Source organism: Roseibium sp. ROS1 (assembly GCF_054658215.1).
Genome location: NZ_BAAGIG010000002.1, coordinates 816,078 through 832,631 on the forward strand (window position 1 = coordinate 816,078; position 16,554 = coordinate 832,631).

16 protein-coding genes and 1 riboswitch are annotated in these 16,554 nt (G+C 58.2%); of the genes, 8 read left to right on the forward strand and 8 right to left on the reverse strand.

Annotated features, from left to right (window positions below):
* Positions 1-145: 145 nt before the first annotated feature.
* Both ACYQ6M_RS11950 and ACYQ6M_RS11955 read right to left on the reverse strand, forming a co-directional pair.
* Positions 146-2,332 carry an anthranilate synthase component I gene (locus tag ACYQ6M_RS11950; protein WP_075281616.1) on the reverse strand — a complete coding sequence of 729 codons (2,187 nt, stop codon included), beginning with the start codon at positions 2,330-2,332 and terminating at the stop codon, positions 146-148.
* A 234-nt stretch (positions 2,333-2,566) separates the two neighbouring features.
* Positions 2,567-3,418, reverse strand: coding sequence for a substrate-binding periplasmic protein (locus ACYQ6M_RS11955; RefSeq protein ID WP_460073994.1), 852 nt, complete (start codon positions 3,416-3,418; stop codon positions 2,567-2,569).
* A 413-nt stretch (positions 3,419-3,831) separates the two neighbouring features.
* Between ACYQ6M_RS11955 and sthA the strand changes: the two genes are divergently transcribed.
* Positions 3,832-5,232: a Si-specific NAD(P)(+) transhydrogenase gene (sthA, locus tag ACYQ6M_RS11960; protein WP_023004084.1), complete on the forward strand. Its 1,401-nt coding sequence runs from the start codon at positions 3,832-3,834 to the stop codon at positions 5,230-5,232.
* Positions 5,233-5,299: 67 nt separating this feature from the next.
* Here the strand turns inward: sthA and ACYQ6M_RS11965 are convergent, their stop codons facing one another.
* Positions 5,300-6,070 carry an FKBP-type peptidyl-prolyl cis-trans isomerase gene (locus tag ACYQ6M_RS11965; RefSeq protein WP_229003706.1) on the reverse strand — a complete coding sequence of 257 codons (771 nt, stop codon included), beginning with the start codon at positions 6,068-6,070 and terminating at the stop codon, positions 5,300-5,302.
* Positions 6,071-6,220: 150 nt separating this feature from the next.
* Positions 6,221-6,799, reverse strand: a complete 579-nt coding sequence (locus ACYQ6M_RS11970; protein ID WP_460073997.1) for a MarR family winged helix-turn-helix transcriptional regulator — start codon at positions 6,797-6,799, stop codon at positions 6,221-6,223.
* 244 nt (positions 6,800-7,043) lie between these two features.
* Here ACYQ6M_RS11970 and ACYQ6M_RS11975 point away from each other — a divergent pair, with 244 nt between their 5' ends.
* Positions 7,044-8,045 (forward strand): DMT family transporter, encoded by a 1,002-nt coding sequence (locus ACYQ6M_RS11975; RefSeq protein ID WP_460074000.1) that lies wholly within the window; start codon positions 7,044-7,046, stop codon positions 8,043-8,045.
* Positions 8,046-8,119: 74 nt separating this feature from the next.
* Here ACYQ6M_RS11975 and ACYQ6M_RS11980 read toward each other — a convergent pair whose 3' ends face one another.
* Complete coding sequence (locus ACYQ6M_RS11980) at positions 8,120-9,013, reverse strand: ROK family protein (RefSeq protein WP_023004088.1); 894 nt, start codon at positions 9,011-9,013, stop codon at positions 8,120-8,122.
* Between the two features lie 2 nt (positions 9,014-9,015).
* A complete protein-coding gene (locus ACYQ6M_RS11985; protein ID WP_023004089.1) occupies positions 9,016-9,723 on the reverse strand; it encodes a class II aldolase/adducin family protein in 708 nt (235 codons plus the stop codon).
* A gap of 300 nt (positions 9,724-10,023) precedes the next feature.
* Here ACYQ6M_RS11985 and ACYQ6M_RS11990 point away from each other — a divergent pair, with 300 nt between their 5' ends.
* Positions 10,024-10,866, forward strand: coding sequence for a DUF6030 family protein (locus ACYQ6M_RS11990; protein ID WP_296600660.1), 843 nt, complete (start codon positions 10,024-10,026; stop codon positions 10,864-10,866).
* Here the strand turns inward: ACYQ6M_RS11990 and ACYQ6M_RS11995 are convergent.
* Positions 10,835-11,770: a pirin family protein gene (locus ACYQ6M_RS11995; protein WP_460074004.1), complete on the reverse strand. Its 936-nt coding sequence runs from the start codon at positions 11,768-11,770 to the stop codon at positions 10,835-10,837. The two genes, ACYQ6M_RS11990 and ACYQ6M_RS11995, sit on opposite strands and share 32 nt — an antisense overlap.
* A gap of 146 nt (positions 11,771-11,916) precedes the next feature.
* On the opposite strand from ACYQ6M_RS11995, the gene ACYQ6M_RS12000 reads away from it, so the two are divergent.
* The 5 genes from ACYQ6M_RS12000 to ACYQ6M_RS12020 all read left to right on the forward strand — a co-directional run bounded on the left by ACYQ6M_RS12000 (position 11,917) and on the right by ACYQ6M_RS12020 (position 15,310).
* Positions 11,917-12,441: a P-loop NTPase family protein gene (locus tag ACYQ6M_RS12000; protein ID WP_460074007.1), complete on the forward strand. Its 525-nt coding sequence runs from the start codon at positions 11,917-11,919 to the stop codon at positions 12,439-12,441.
* A gap of 47 nt (positions 12,442-12,488) precedes the next feature.
* A riboswitch (TPP riboswitch) is annotated at positions 12,489-12,609 on the forward strand.
* Between the two features lie 161 nt (positions 12,610-12,770).
* The gene (gene thiO / locus ACYQ6M_RS12005; protein WP_460074010.1) at positions 12,771-13,748 is read left to right on the forward strand and encodes a glycine oxidase ThiO; all 978 of its coding nucleotides are present in this window, start codon (positions 12,771-12,773) and stop codon (positions 13,746-13,748) included.
* Positions 13,732-13,929: a sulfur carrier protein ThiS gene (thiS, locus tag ACYQ6M_RS12010; RefSeq protein WP_055653784.1), complete on the forward strand. Its 198-nt coding sequence runs from the start codon at positions 13,732-13,734 to the stop codon at positions 13,927-13,929. The genes thiO and thiS overlap by 17 nt, the downstream gene beginning before the upstream one ends.
* Before the next feature lie 5 nt (positions 13,930-13,934).
* Complete coding sequence (locus ACYQ6M_RS12015) at positions 13,935-14,708, forward strand: thiazole synthase (protein ID WP_460074013.1); 774 nt, start codon at positions 13,935-13,937, stop codon at positions 14,706-14,708.
* Complete coding sequence (locus ACYQ6M_RS12020) at positions 14,705-15,310, forward strand: thiamine phosphate synthase (protein WP_460074016.1); 606 nt, start codon at positions 14,705-14,707, stop codon at positions 15,308-15,310. The genes ACYQ6M_RS12015 and ACYQ6M_RS12020 overlap by 4 nt, the downstream gene beginning before the upstream one ends.
* 27 nt (positions 15,311-15,337) lie before the next feature.
* On the opposite strand, the gene ACYQ6M_RS12025 is transcribed toward ACYQ6M_RS12020, so the two are convergent.
* Entirely contained in the window at positions 15,338-16,219 is an 882-nt protein-coding gene (locus ACYQ6M_RS12025; RefSeq protein ID WP_460074019.1) for a LysR family transcriptional regulator, read from the reverse strand.
* Positions 16,220-16,554 lie beyond the last annotated feature (335 nt).

Below are 16,554 nucleotides of genomic sequence, written 5' to 3' on the forward strand. Positions count from 1 at the left end.
GAAATGGGCCGGCACCATTCGCGCGCGTGGGTAAACGGTATTGAGAAACAAGACGTTGAATGGAAAAAGTGAAACGGCGCCATCAACGGCGCCGTTCGTGAGTTCAACGTATGGAGAGGGCTGACATTGTCCTGGCGCTCGCAAATCAGGAAGCTGCAGCCACCTGTTGGTCTTTTGACGCAACAAGGCGTGTAACCACGTTTTCTATTATCTTGTGGCCGGCATCCTGATCCAGAGACATGATCGACTCCGGATGGAATTGCACCGCCGCGATCGCTTCTTTCTCGTGTTCTATCGCCATCACGATCCCGTCGTCGGTTTCCGCAGTCACGCGGATATCTGCCGGCACCGTTTCCCGTTTGGCGTAAAGCGAGTGGTAGCGGCCGACGACCACCGGGGCGTTGAGGCCTTCAAACAGCAACGAGTTTCCGGAAACGGAAATCGGCGATGGCTTGCCGTGCATCGGTACGTCAAGCTGGCCCAGTTCCGCCCCGAAGTATTCGGAGAGCGCCTGCAGCCCGAGGCAGACACCGAAGATGGGCAAGGCGCGCGCGCGAGCCCGGCCGATGGTGGCGGCACAGTCGAAGTCCTTGGGATTGCCTGGGCCGGGAGACAGGACCACCAGATCCGGATTGACGTCGTGAAAGACGTGGTCTGCCACCGGGGTTCGGTAGGTAACGACATCTGCGCCGGTCTGGCGGAAATAGTTGGCAAGCGTGTGCACGAAACTGTCTTCGTGATCGACCAGCAGGATCTTCATACCTTTGCCGGGTTTCCGATCCTCGCGCTTTTCCTGCGCGTTGACGGCAAGACCGGCCTCGCGAACGGCTGCCCGCATGGCTTCCGCCTTCAGTTCGGTTTCCGCTTCCTCGTCTTCCGGAACACTGTCGTACAGCAGGGTCGCGCCGGCACGGATTTGGGCTGTGCCATCCTTGATGCGCACGGTGCGCAACGTCAGGCCGGTGTTCATGTCTCCATTGAAGAGCACGGCACCAATTGCGCCGCCATACCAGGCGCGTGGGGACTTTTCGTGGTCTTCGATAAACTGCATGGCCCAGCGTTTGGGTGCACCTGTCACGGTTACCGCCCAAGTGTGGGAGAGGAAAGCATCGAGCGCATCCATGTCTTCGCGCAGGATGCCTTCTATGTGGTCCACCGTATGGATCAGGCGGGAGTACATCTCGATCTGCCGCCGCCCGATCACCCGAACGGAGCCGGGAACGCAGACGCGGCTCTTGTCGTTGCGGTCGACATCGGAACACATGGTCAGTTCCGCTTCGTCCTTGGCAGAGTTCAGCAGCTTGCGGATTTGGGCTTCGTCTTCAATGGCGTTCTTGCCGCGCCGGATCGTTCCGGAAATCGGGCAGGTTTCCACCCGGCGACCACCGGTGACCCGCACGTACATTTCCGGCGAAGCGCCGACGAGATATTCCTGGTTGCCGAGATTGAAGAAGAATGAATAGGGGGAAGGGTTGATCTGGGCGAGGCGCCGCGAAACGGCGGACGGTGGATTGGCGCAGGGCTCGTAGAAGGTCTGGCCGGGCACGGTCTCGAACAGATCACCCCGGCGGAAGTAGTCCTTGGCCTTTTCGACAAGCTTTGCGTATTCGCCAGGTTCATGATCGCCGCGGCCAGGGTCGCGGTTCGCCGGCGTATACTGCTGCTTGGCTCCCGTTCGCTCCATGCCCTTGGTGGTACGACCACCGACAACAAAGTCATATTCCAGCACGTAGGCGCGTTTGCCGTGGTGATCGACGATCAGGATCTCATCCGGCAGAAACAGGACGACGTCGCGCTGGTCGTCCGGTCGGTCGAGCTTCTGTTCGATGGGCTCGAACTGAAAGGCAACGTCATAGCCGAAGGCGCCGTAAAGCCCGAGCTGGTCATCGCCACAGGCGAACATGTCCTTCAGGGCACGGATGATCGAAAAGGTAGACGGCTGGCGTGAGCGTTCTTCCTCGTTGAACAACCGGTCGGGCCGCTTGACCGTTAGCTGGATCTTGCCGGTGTCGGCATTGAACGTGTCCACATCGTCATGTTTTTTCAGCACCTCGGCAATCGCCGGCAGCAGCAGGCCGCCGCGGTCGTTCAGAGCACGGATCTCGACGTTTCTGTCCGTTGCTTCCATCACCAGGGGCGGGTTCACCAGCGCCATGTCCCAGCGAGTATACCGTCCGGGATATTCATAGGAGGAGGAAAGGACCGCCCCCATCTCGGCATCCAGCCGGTCGATCCATTCCGACGTTCCGGTTTCGTAGTCGGAAGGGCGCGATGTGCGCAGGATGGTGATCCCGCAATCGGTTTCATAGGTCTGGTCTGCCAGCACCGGCATGTCTCTGGTCCCGTTCTGGTGGCTGCCTTTGTGACAGCCTTATAAAGAACCAAGGCCGCCAGCGGTGTCCCGCGGCGGCCTTTGGTTTGATACTCGATCCCTTCAGAGCATGACTGATCGCTGGCCGCCTATTTCGCGCGACGCCACCACCAAGCTGCTTTCAGGTTCATGTTCATGGCAAGAGGGATAGATTATACGCTTCTGGATGGCAATGAAAAAAGACTACCTGACGTTTTACCGGCTTTTCCAGTGCGGCGCGGGGCGCCCATCCTTCAGACCGTGCTTCAGCCATTCGTCCCAGGCTGCATCGATATCATCATAAGTCCCATTCTCCTGTATGGCGTGCAGTCCCTCATCGAGAAGGGTTGCTACCGCGCTTGAGCGCTCGGGCGTCAATTTGGAAAACGACACGAAGAGACCGAACCTTGCGAGTTCGTGGACAGCCTTGGGGGCTGGGGAAATGAGATCCTGACTGTTGCTGATGTGAAAGTCGGCGACCTTTTCGTAAGCGACGGCGTAGTCGGTTCGCCTCTTCGCTACGAGCGCAAGTGTCTGCAGATCGGAATCCACTTCAACCTTCGAGATCGTCTCGTCGGCATCGAAGGCGTCGGTGTAGGTGTACCCTCTGACCACGGAGAAGGTCTTGTCTTTCAAGAAATCGGGATGAAATTTCGCCGTGTTGTCCGGATGGCTGTAAACCAGGATCTTTCCGAAAAAGAGCGGTGTCTGGTGAAAAATGAAATTGCGCTTGTTTTCATCCGAGCCGGTGGTGTCGAAGCAGCCAAGCTGTCTGCCCTGCGCAACCTCGCGTATGCACCTGTTGTACGGCATGACGTGAAGCGTGACGTCGCAGTGTTTTGCGCTCAAGGCGGCGGTTACTAGATCCACTGCAAATCCGCGTAGCTCTCCCTCATGAAGGCCTGAATAGGGAAAAAAGGCATCTTCCGCTGCAAGAACGATCTCTTCATGCATCGGGCATTGGCCGGATTGTTCCGCCTTCGCGTTATCGATCGGCGACAGCAGCATCGCACTGAATAGAACCAACGCATGCGGCAGCCTGACTGTAATACGTTCAAGCAATGCCATTGCCCGGCACGCCGTCTGGGAAGGCGATGATCCCATTTCGGTGGTCGACCCTTTCAGTGTTGGGAAACCCGTTCACGCCTGGCTGTCGTGAAGGTCCTTCATATTTACGTTTCGCTCTCGAACTTCAGCTTCCTGAAAGGTCGCATGAAATGTGAGGGGAATGGCTCGGCAGAGACCGAGAATCTCATCGATGGCGAGTATATAGACGACCGACCGTGTTTGTCTTGCAACCTGGATACAAGTTCTGGTCAGGACCGGCTTCTCCACCAAAGCTCTCGGAAAACCTTCATTTTCTGCTTGCCTTCTTGACCCTTCCGCCAAGATGCTGTTTTTGCAGTGCAGCGATTTTCAACAAGGTGCCTCCGCACGAACGGAGGCCGAGTGGCTGACAGAAAACTGGCAGTGAGGGGCACATGGAACACTACGATCTGGTTGTGATCGGCAGCGGACCGGCCGGGCGCCGGGCGGCGATTCAGGCGGCAAAATTCGGCTATAATGTTCTGGTGGTGGAACGCGGACGGCGGGTCGGCGGCGTTTCGGTGCACACCGGGACCATTCCTTCCAAGACTTTGCGTGAGACCGTGCTCAACCTGACCGGATGGCGCGAACGAGGCTTCTACGGTCGCTCCTACCGGGTGAAGGAAGACCTGACGGCTGCGGACCTTCGTGCGCGGTTGCACATCACCCTCAATCACGAGGTCGAGGTTCTGGAGCACCAGTTTGCCCGAAACAAGGTCGATACGATCCGGGGCGAGGCAAGGTTCATCGAGCCACACAAGATCGAAGTGGAGGGCGATGCCGGGGAAGTTCATTTCATCACCTCGGACAAGTTCATCATCGCCGTCGGCACCAAGCCCTTCCGCCCCGACTATGTTCCCTTTGATGGCGAGTATGTTCTCGACAGCGACGAGATCCTCGAGCTTGGCGAATTGCCCCGGTCGGTCGCTGTCATCGGCGCAGGTGTTATCGGTGTCGAATATGCCTCGATATTTTCCGCACTCGATGTACACGTGACGCTGATCGAGCCGCGCGAAACGATGCTCGACTTCCTGGACAAGGAGCTCGTTGCCGATTTCACGCATCAGCTCCGAGATCGCGGAATTGCGCTGCGTTTCGGGGCAAAGGTCCAGAAGATCGAAAAACATGGTCCCGCAGAATGTGAAATCACGCTGGAAGGCGGACGTAGTGTCCGGTCCAACGTCATCCTGTTTGCGGCAGGGCGCATGGGCGCGACCCCGAACCTGAACCTGCAAAGCTGCGGCCTGGAAGTGGACCACCGTGGTCGTCTGAAGGTCGATCCGATGACTTTCCAGACCGACGTGCCGCATATCTATGCGGCTGGAGATGTCATCGGTTTTCCGAGCCTTGCCTCGACATCCATGGAGCAGGGGCGCATCGCAGCCTGCCAGGCCTTGGGAGAAAAGGCCTACGATCCGCCAGAGTATTTTCCCTATGGCATCTATGCGGTTCCGGAAATTTCGACCGTCGGCATGACCGAGGAGGAGATCAAGGAACGCGGCATTCCCTACGAGTGCGGCGTTGCCCGTTTCCGCGAAACCTCACGCGGCCACATCATGGGTCTTGATACCGGCATGCTGAAGATGATCTTCTCGCTCAAGACCCGCCGGCTTCTGGGATGTCATATTGTGGGCGAGGGCGCGACCGAACTGGTTCACATCGGCCAGGCCGTGCTCAATCTGCGTGGTACGCTGGAGTATTTCGTCGAAAACACCTTCAATTACCCGACGCTGGCCGAGGCCTACAAGATCGCCGCGCTCGATGCCTGGAACCGTATGCCGCCACTGGATCACTGAACCAGCGGTGGCGGCCTTGTCAGACGAGCTCTTGCAGATCAACTGGAATAAGGCGGACGATCCGAACTCAGCAGAGCCAGCAATTCTCCGGCAAGGCTGCCTGAGTGACTTCGCCGCCATCTTCGATCCAGTGTGCAATTCCCTTTTCGACGTTGACCACGTTGGTGAAGCCGGCCTGTCCGGCGAGATATTCTGACAGAGCCTGGCTTCGTTGCCCTGTCTGGCAGATTAACACCACTTCGTCCGAGGGGCCGGAAATCAACTTCTGAAGTTCGCTGCCGAAGGCAGGGTTCACCTGGCCACTGTCATTGAAGAACGTAACCAGATGGCTGCCCGGAATGACGCCGGTTTGCTTCCACTCGTCAGGACGCCGGATATCAATGACCGTGGTGCCCGAGGCGAGCTTTGCCTTCAGGGTGCCGTTGTCGATATCGGAGAATTTCTTGGCCTTGACCTCAAGCAGTTCGATTTCGAATTTCAATGTTGCATCCGGTGGAATGATCCCGCCTGCGCCTTGGGACCCGTAAGCCATGTCCGGCGGAATGATCAGCTCGCGCTTGCCGCCGACCTGCATGCCTTCGACGCCTTTTTCCCAACCGGGAATAACGCGCCGCTCACCCAGCGTGAACGAAAATGGTGTGCCTCGGTCGACGCTGGAGTCGAACTTCGTTCCGTCCATCAGCCAGCCGGTGTAGTGCACCACCACCGTTTCACCGACGTTCGCTTCTTCGCCGGTACCTTTTTCAATATCCCGGATCTGCAGCTCTTCCTGTGCCTGTGCCTGTGCCGGCAGGACGAAAAGCATGATGGCGAGAATGCGCGTAACCCATTTGAGCATGATGTGTGGTCCCGGTGTGTTGTTACGGACAAGAATTGGTCATCTGGGACAGGAAAACAATCCGGGTTTCGATCACAGTGACGGTAAGTCACAAGTCCGGGGCGGCTTGTGGTTTCCAGACCAGAGGCGCCTGGCTAGCGTATGCACCAGTCAGGACTTGCCAAGAGGATCGTTGACGGAGCGAATGAGCTTTTCCAGTAGGTCCGACAATTGCTGTTGTTCTTTTTCGCTTAACCCGCTCACCGCCTGCTGCTGTTTTGCAATGTAGTCGGGCATTTGCCCCTTGATCAGGTCCAGTCCCTTTGGGGTCAGGCAAACGGTGAGTGCCCGCCTGTCATCCGGATGCGGGCAGCGTTCAACCAGACCTGCTTTCTCCAGTTTATCGACCCGGGCCGTCATGCCGCCCGAGCTCATCATCGTGGTCCGGTACAATTCCGTCGGTGTCAGCTTGTAGGGTGGTCCGGACCGCACGAGGGTCGCCAGAACATCGAATTCACCCGTCTTCAGTCCGATATCCGCGTAGGCAGGGGCAAGATAGTCGCGGCCCATAACCTGAGATGCTTCGTTCAATCGACCAAGCAGAACCATTGGCGACAACTGCTCCGCGATCTCGGGTATTTCCCTTTGCCATTGCCTGCGCGCGCGCTCCGCACGGTCGATTAGCAGGTCTTCCGGATCTCCGAACAGGTGATCCGATGGCTTCTTGGTGTCGCTTGACCGGGTGGTCATGGTCGGAAACTCCAGATCATTTCCAGTCAGATGACGCACTTTTTTACAAGGGAACAAGAGGTTGCGTAACTAGCTGACATATCGACTGTTTTTGTTGTTCCGATACTCGCTGTTTCGGGTGGTTCTGTCAACTGATGTCAAGAATCTTGAAATTAAGTATCTTGAAATCAAGATAAAATGCGTTATCTGTTCTGGCAACGGTGCAGCATCAAGCCAGCGCCAAATTGTGAGGAAGGACAGTCCCATGGTGGACACGACCAGATTAGGAACATCCGCAAGTTCGGCTTCCCTGCAGCAACAAGCTTCTCTGTCAGGCGAGAGGCGTGAAAGTCCTTTGGATCAGCCGTTGGTGCTGTTGTTGATTGTCGGTGGTTTTCTCGCCGTATCCACGGTGATTGCCAAGGCCGCCCCCATGACCGGGTGGCATCCTTTGGCCCTGTTGCAGTGGTCCATCCTTGGCGGTGCTGCGGGTTTGTTCGTTATTAGCAGGATTGCGTCCGGAGGAAGTATCGCCGCCAAAGGGGACACAGGTGTCAGCAGGGGCCAGTTTGCCTTCTACCTGCTGGTTAGCGGTCTCCTGTTCATTGCCCCGAACATGATCGCAGTGGTTGCTGCGCCAAAGGTCGGGGCGGGGTTTGTCTCCCTGAGCTACGCTTTTCCGCTGGTTCTGACTTATGGATTTGCTGTTCTGTTGCGCCTGGAGAAGTTTCAGGTTCTGCGTGGGGTTGGCGTTCTGTTCGGTCTGGCTGGCGGCATCTTGCTGGCGGCGTCTGGACGTCAGCTTTCCGTGGATGCTTCCTGGTGGGCGATGTTTGCTCTGACGATCCCTGTATTCCTGGCTTCCGGTAACATTTTTCGCACGGTGAAGTGGCCAGCAGGCGCGCGACCGGTCAATCTTGCTCTCGGCATGATGCTGGTCGGGTTCGCAGCGCTCGGACTATTTACTGCCATGGCCGGTATCCCGGTTGTGCCCGGCACCTGGTCACTGGAGGCCACTGGCCTGCTGGCAGCCCAAATAACGATATTCGCTTTTCAGTACGGGCTGTATTTCCGCCTGCAGCACACAGCCGGGCCTGTCTATCTCAGCCAGATAGGTTCCGTTGCCGCGGTGATTGGTCTTGGCCTCGGATATCTCGCCTTTGGTGAAGTGCCAAACATGGCGAAACTGGCGGCCGTCGCAGCTGTCGGGGCAGGGATTGTGCTCGTCAGCAAAGGGCGCGGCGCTGGAGCGAAAAAGTCAGGCTAGTCTTGCCATACCCCTAAGAACCGATCCCGCCGCTCGCGGGATCGGTTTGTCGTCTTTGGGTTCCAGGTGATTTCTCACCCCCAGAGCCAGGCAGCTCCCCGCACACCAGAGCTGTCGCCATGCATAGCCTTGCGGATCGGTGTCTCGAAGGTATCGGAGAAAATGTAAGGCGTCATCGCGGGCGGAAGGTCGGCATAAAGCTCGTCGATATTCGACATGCCGCCACCCAGGACGAATACGTCCGGATCGAGCAGATTAGCCGACATTGCAAGCGCACGGGCAAGACGGCTGACATAAGCCTCGTAGACGGCAGTTGCCACCACGTCGCCGGAGCGTTTCAGCGCCATGATCTCATGGCCTTTCAGCAGCGTTCCGGTCCTGTCCTTGTAGTCGAGTTGAAAACCCGTTCCCGAACACCAGCGATCGATGGCGCCCTTGTGGCCGATCCAGCTGTCGGGACCCGGATACTCCTCCGGCTTTAGCCAGGGCACGGTGATCGCTCCCCATTCGCCACCGATGCCGTTGGCACCAAGATGGGCTTTCGCGTCGATGGCAATGCCCGAGCCGCTGCCTGTGCCGATGATGATAGCGTGAACGATATGCGCTCCAGCACCTGCGCCATCGGTCGCTTCGGAAACAGCCAGACAGTTTGCGTCATTCTGGATACGAACCGGGCGGCCAAGAACCCTCTGCAGGTCCTGGTCCAGGGGCTTGCCGTTCATCCAGGTGGAATTGGCGTTCTTGACCAGACCTGTCTTGGGGGAAAGCGAACCGGGAATTCCAAGACCGAGCGTTCCCGTCTGTCCGGTTGCCTTTTCGGCCGCCTCGACCAGAAAACGGACTGCTTCCAGACAACCTTCATAGTCGTCCCTGGGGGTGTCGACCCGTTGCCGGAACAGTTCCTCGCCCTCGTTGGAAAGAGCGATGATTTCGATCTTGGTTCCACCCCAGTCAATTCCCAGCCGCATTTTCAGTCCATCCGTCTTGGCAGTTCGAAGGCAGCTGTCTGGCCGTCTTCAAGTTCGCTTGTTTGTTTTCCGTAGGTTTTGAATTTTTTCAAGATTACGGTCATTTCTTCCGCATCCAGTATCACAGGTTCACCCAGGATCAGGGCTGATAGATACTGGTCTGCCAGATCTTCCACGCCTTCCGCGGTCGACAGCGCCTTCTGCAAGGTTGCTCCACCGGCGATCTGCCCATGATTTGCAAGCAGGCAGGCGTTTCTGTCGCCAAGTGCTGAAATCATTGCCTCGGACAATCCGCGGGTGCCGAAGGTGGCGTAATGGGCGCATTCGATACGGTCGCCACCGGCAAGCGCCACCATATAGTGAAATGCAGGAATACCGCGCCGGTGGCAGGACAGGGCGGTCGCGCGAGGACTATGGCAATGCACCACCGCGCCGCAATCCGGCTTCGCCAGATAGAAGTCAAGATGCATCCGCCATTCGGAAGACGGTAGTGTCTCGCCGCGGTAGCAGCCCTCCCAGTCCAGCGCGACAATCTTGTCTTCAGTCAGATTTTCGTAAGGCGTTCCCGACGGCGTCACCAAAAAACCGGATTCGGTGCGTGCACTGACATTTCCTGAGGTGCCTTTGGTCAGTCCGAGACGAGGCAAGGCACGGGCTGTCTCGATGATCGCACGGCGCAGGTCAGGTGTGTCACCTGGAAAGGTGGGCATTCGGGGCCTCTTTGGTTCTGGTTCGGGTGCGAGCGTTACGTTTGGCTGCGCGACCGTGGAAGCGGCGCTTACATGACAGGTATCCGGTTGCCTTTTCAAGGTATTGGTTTGATAAATCCCGTGCCCTTGACCACTCGGTTGAGGATCGCGGTGTTAAGGGACTGAATGGCAGGTTTCGCAGACAAGCTCAGGCATTTGCTTGGATCGGCTGCAATGTCGGCAGACCGGACGGGTAGGGGAGCGCAATCCAGGTCGAGGCCGGGGCACCGTTCCAAGGGCCCGCGCTGGGCCGAGCCGGACATGGAAACTCTGTCTGAAGGAGGCGAGCCCAGGAAGCCCGGCCTGCCAACCCGCGCGTCCAGATCTCGTAAACGTGCTCAGGTGACGCCGTACTACATCTGGGGAACCCTGGCGTTGCTGGCTGCCGGTTTCGCCGTTGGCGGCCTGTTCCTGCACCTTGCCGGGCAAGGGAGTGAGGAAAGCGTTGCAACCGCCCCCTTGATGCCTGATCCGCTTTCTTCCCTGCAGACTCCGGCCAAGCAGGTGCTGCTGGCTCCGGAACCGGAACTGTCCGCGGAACTGAAACGCAGCTTCCTGGGCCAGCCGGATCAGCTATGCGACGAATTACGGTCTTTGGGGCTCGGAAATCCCGGCTGGAGCCGGGCACCTTTCAGTGAAGGCCGCTGGCAATGTGCATCCGACCTGGTGCCCTTGACCACACCCAGCGTCGACTACGGCTCGACAACCCTTTTCTTTCTGCTGCGCGGCCCATCGGAAAAAAGCATCGATTATCTGCGGCTGAAGCTGGTGGTGGAGGATCCGCGCCAGATGCAGATCGGCCTTGATGCGGTCTGGCTGGTGATCGACGCCCTCTCGCTTCGGTATGGCTGGACGGTTCCGGAAGTGTTTCGCGAGGCGGTTTCCGGGTTCAGGCAACTGGAGACGACACACCGGGGCGTGCGGCTGTCGGTTTCGCCGGAAGATCCAAATCTGACGGGGGACCCGCTGGCAAGCCAACGGCTCAACATCATTCTGGACTTTGGCGAGCCGGACCTTATCCGGCCCGCCGACAGGTTTGAAAAAGCACCGCCACTGGAAAGCGGCTGGAGTGTCAGGGCCCCGGACGGTCAGGCAAGGGAATGAACTCTTCCGCATCGCCGGGTACCGTATCGAAACGGCCAAGACGCCAGTCTTCCTTGGCCTGCTCGATGCGCTCTTTCGATGAAGACACAAAGTTCCACCAGATATAACGCCGGCCGTCCATCGGTTCGCCGCCAAGCACTACGAAACGAGCCGGCACGGGAGACGTGTTTTCGATCACCAGATGATCACTCGGTTTGAACACCAGCAGCTGGGCCGGATCGAAATTCTGGCCGGCGATGGTGATCTGGCCCGAGACCGTGTAAAGGCCGCGCTCTTCCCACCCGGCATCCAGCGGGATCTTCGCTCCCGGTTCCAGCGTGATATCGGCATAGAACATGTCGGACGCTGTCTTCACCGGTGCCTTGTGGCCATAAAGCTCGCCCGCGATAAGTTTGACTGAAGCGCCCTTGTCGGCAAATTCCGGCTGTTCTTCGGTGCCGTGGTGCTGGAAGGTCGGGTCGGTCTCTTCCAGGTGTTTAGGCAGGGCCACCCAGCTCTGCAGGCCAAACAGGGGACGTTTTTCCTGCAGGCGTTCCGGCCTCTCACGTTCGGAATGCACGATGCCCTTGCCTGCGCTCATCCAGTTCAGAGCACCGGGGGCAATCGCAATCTCCGTTCCAAGGCTGTCACGATGATACATCTCTCCTTCGAAGAGATAGGTAACTGTCGCCAACCCGATGTGAGGATGCGGGCGCACGTCGATACCGCCGCCGACCAAAAGCTCTGCCGGGCCCATCTGGTCGAAGAAGATGAACGGGCCAACCATCCGCCGCCTGGCGGAGGGCAAGGCACGTCTTACCGAAAATCCGCCGAGGTCGGATGTCCGCGGTACGAAGATCGTTTCAATCGGGTCACAGCTTGCAGCATTTCCCGGTACGGGATCAGGGCAATTCAACCAGCTCATCTGCCTCTCCATCAAAGAACATTCTGTCTTGCAAACTAGATAGGGCCAGCGAAGCCGAAGTGTCCATTGAACAGTCTGTTTCGGGTTTTCATCCCCTGCACAATCTGTATAACGACCGGCCCTTCCTTGCTTTTGTTTGGTGCGACATGAAACGCGTGATGATCGTTGGCGGCCCGGGCTCGGGTAAAAGCACGCTTGCCGTTGCCCTTGGGCGGAAAACCGGACTACCGGTCTTTCATATGGACAAGATCCACTACCGCTCCGGTTGGAACGAGCGGACGCGGGAAGAGAAAGACCGGCTGACGCATGAGGTCCATCTGAAGGATGTGTGGATCTTCGAGGGTGGTCATTCAAGCACCTATGCGGAACGTATCGAACGTGCCGACACTTTCATCTGGCTCGATGTCCCGGTAACGCGCCGCATATTTCGAGTGCTGAAACGGTCGGTGAAATACAATGGGCAAAGCCGTCCGGATCTGGCCGAGGGCTGCCCGGAGCAGTTCAACTGGCAAACTGTTGAATTCCTGAGGTTCATCTGGCGAACGAGACACTCCGCCAGAGCCAAACTGGAGCGCATCTACCGCGAACCTCCGGACCATCTGAAAGTCTATCGGTTCAGCACCCTTGCCGAAATCGACGACTTTCTGGCGCGACCCTGGCAACAAGGATGAAGGCTCATCCTGTCTCTTGACAGGTGCGCCTGACGGGCGGCACAACAGGGGCTCACCCGGGGTGCCTCCAGAAGAGGCTGAGATACTGCTGGCGCACTTGCGCAGTGCAGGGACCCGACGAACCTGATCCAGGTCATGCTGGCGAAGGGAAGGTGTTCTCGGCCAGCTGCGTTCGCCACGGCAATGCTCCAACCCGGCCACCTTTCCAAGCCGAATGTCCGAAATGCGGGACCTTTTCCGGTCCTTGCGGAGATCCGTTGAATGCAAGCGGGCTATCAAACATTCCGTGATGTCGAACGACTGACGTCCACCCTGGCAGGTGAGGCGGAATGAAGGTCGGTATCAAAGGGGCGGGTGTCGCCGGTCTGGCACTGGCACATGAGCTTGTCTCGCGCGGTGTGCGGGTGGAGCTGCTGGAAAAACACAAGGATCTCACCGCCAGTGCCTCCTGGCTCGCAGGCGGCATGTTGGCGCCATGGTGCGAGCGGGAAAGTGCCGAGGAAGATGTTCTGCGGCTCGGGCAAGCCTCCATTGGCTGGTGGAGCAAGGTCCTGCCGGGACAGGTCCGGCACAATGGCACGCTGGTTGTTGCCGCGCCGCGCGATACCGGCGAGTTAAGTCGCTTTGCTTCTCGAACCAGCGGCTTTGCCTGGCTCGATGCTGACGCGCTGGGCGCACTCGAGCCAGACCTCGCAGGCCGATTTGCAAAGGGGCTCCATTTTGCCGGGGAAGCCTATCTCGATCCGCGGCGAGCCCTCACGGCATTGCGGGCAAAGGTGTCTGAAAGCGGTGCAAAGGTGAGGTTAGAGGCGCAGCACTTCACCGCGGCGACCGATCTTGTCGCCGATTGTACCGGCATGGCCTCGCCGGATCCGCATTTGCGTCCCGTACGCGGTGAAATGCTGATTCTCCACGCGCCGGATGTCTCCCTCTCGCGGCCGGTGCGTTTTCTGCACCCGCGCATCCCGGTCTATGTCGTGCCTCGTGACAACAGTGTCTTCATGGTCGGGGCAACCATGATCGAAAGCGGTGACCAGGGAGCGGTCAGCGTTCGGTCCACCATGGAACTTCTAAATGCCGCCTACAGCCTGCATCCGGGATTTGCCGAGGCAAAGATCATCGAAACCGGGGTGGGCCTTCGCCCGGCATATCCGAACAATCTTCCTCGTCTCACGTTTACCGGCAACACGTTGTCAATGAACGGATTCTACCGGCACGGCTTCCTGCTTGCTCCGCATTTTGCCATGGAGGCGGCAGGCAGGATCGTGCAACACCTTCAGGAGAAGTCCCTTGAAGCTAACCATTAACGGCGAACCTCAGGAAGTTGTCAGCGCGACGCTGGCTGCGCTTCTGGACGAACTTGCCTATGACCATGAGTTTCTTGCAACGGCACGCAACGGCGATCTGGTTTGTGCTGAAGAACGAAGCGATTGCTTCCTTCAAGCTGGCGACCGTATCGAGATCCTGTCGCCGATGCAGGGAGGATGACGCCTATGTTTGAAGTTTACGGCGAAAGCGTTGCGTCGCGTTTCCTGCTTGGAACTGCCCAGTACCCATCACCCCAAATTCTGTCGGACGCGGTGAAGGTATCTGGGGCTGAAATTCTGACGGTGTCCCTTCGGCGCGAAACGGCAGGAAGTGGCGGAGGCGGCCGGTTCTGGGACCTGATCCGGGAACTGAACGTCAAGGTGCTGCCCAACACTGCCGGATGTCATTCGGTGAAGGAAGCCGTCACCACCGCAAAAATGGCACGCGACCTTTTTGGAACCGACTGGATCAAGCTGGAAGTGATCGGTCATCACGACAGCCTGCAGCCGGATGTCTTTGGCCTCGTGGAAGCCGCACGTATCCTGAGCGATGACGGCTTCAAGGTGTTTCCCTATGCGACGGACGATATTGTCGTCGGCGAACGGTTGCTTGAGGCGGGGTGCCAGGTGCTGATGCCCTGGTGTGCGCCAATCGGTTCGGCGAAGGGGCCGGTCAATCCGGATGCCCTTCGTGCCTATCGCAGTCACTTCAAAGGCATCCCACTTGTTGTGGATGCCGGTCTTGGCAGACCGTCCCATGCGACCGCTGTTCTGGAACTCGGTTTCGATGCGGTGCTGCTGAATACGGCTGTGGCAAAGGCCGGAGACCCTGTCGCAATGGCTAAAGCCTTTGCAGTTGCAATTGAGGCCGGTCGCCTGGCCTATGAAGCCCAACCCCTGGAACCTCGCGACATGGCGGTTCCTTCTACCCCGGTTCTCGGAATGGCGGTGTTTGAATGAAGCTCGATCCCTTTTACCTCATCGTCGACAGTTCCGACTGGATCGAGCGGCTGGTTCCGCTTGGCGTCAAAATGGTTCAACTGCGCATCAAGGACGCGAGCGACGAAGTCCTGCGCAAGGAAATCGCAGCATCCAAGAGCGCTTGCGAAAAGCACGGCTGCCAACTTGTCGTGAACGACTATTGGCAGCTCGCGATTGAGCTGGACTGCGACTTTGTCCACCTTGGTCAGGAAGACCTTGCTGACGCCGATGTGGCGGCCATTCGCAAGGCCGGTCTGAAACTCGGCGTTTCGACCCATGACGGTGAGGAACTGGAAATCGCTCTTTCTGTCGAGCCCGATTATGTCGCGCTGGGGCCTGTCTATCCAACGATCCTGAAAGAAATGAAATGGGCGCCCCAAGGCGTTGAAAAGGTCGGACGGTGGAAGCGGCAGATCGGCGAATTGCCGCTTGTTGCTATTGGCGGTCTCAATCCGGAGCGTCTGCCGGGTGTGTTCGAGAACGGCGCAGATATCGCAGCCGTTGTCACCGACATCACCCGGAATGCCGATCCGGAAGCGCGCACCAGGGAATGGATAATGGCGACAGATCCCTGGCGGTAGGTGGAGCGCGTTTCGCCTTCGGCCTGGCTAACCGAATATCGCCTTGTCGCGCGCGACTTGATCGCGCAGAAAATCCTGTGCCGCGGCGACATGGCGGAGAGGGCGCGAACTTTCATGTGTCACCATCCAGTAGGCCCGGTGAAGCTTTATCTCCGGGAGAACGGCGATCAGATCGGTATCATCGCGCGCGATAAAATCGTGAAGGATGCCGATACCGGCGCCGGACCTGACTGCTTCGGTCTGGCCGAGTGCGGAGGCGATTTCAAATCGCGCGGTCCAGTCTTTCAGGATCTCTGTGCCATAGTTCAGCGATGGCGAGTAGAGCAGGTCTTCCACGTAGCCAATAAGATCGTGGTCGATCAGATTGCTTGCGGAGGCAGGTGTTCCCCGGCTTTTCAGATAGGTTTTTGACGCATAAAGGCCGAGCGAATAGTCGACGAGCTTGCCGGCAACCAGCCTGCCTGTTTCCGGCCTGTCTATTGTCACGGCGATATCAGCTTCACGGCGGGAGAGCGAGAAGGAGCGGGGTACGGGAACGAGCTGCACAGTCAGTCCGGGATGTTTTTCCGTGAGCTTGCCAAGCCGGGGCGCAAGATACGCGACACCGAAACCATCGGGCGCACCGATGCGAACGGTTCCGGAAATTTCCGGCGTATTGTTTGTCAGGTCGGCTTCCGCTGCCACCGCCTCGGCTTCGATCCGTTCTGCCCGGTCAAAGAAGCGGCTGCCGGCTTCCGTCAGAAGGCAGCCGGATGTTGATCTGTCGAAGAGGCGTGTGCCGATGCTGTCTTCAAGGCTCGTGAGCCTGCGCGCCACCGTGGCGTGGTTGAGGCCCAGGCGGCGTGCTGCCGCCAGGATTTGTCCTGTTCGAGCGATCGCGAGAAAGATGCGGATGTCGTCCCAGTTCATGTCGATTTGCTTTCCGCGATGACCAGCCCGCTCCGATTTGTTTTTTTCAGCTGATGTCAGATACCAGGCACGATGCCACCGCGTTCATGTTGGTGAGATCACGCCCTGCTGCACACCGCTTTTGGTAAAGTTTCAGCCGAGATGACAACCGAGGGGGATTGGACCTATCGTTTGTCTCAAACGCTTCGTGGCGTTTTATTGCATAACTTCAAAAAACGCACAACGGGTCCGGAAATCTGGCTCTTGTTTGTGGCAAAAATAAAAGTCAAAAAGACATCATCTCGGACGCTCGCCCAAAATCCTTTTGGCTGGTGTCAGGACATATTGGGAGAAAC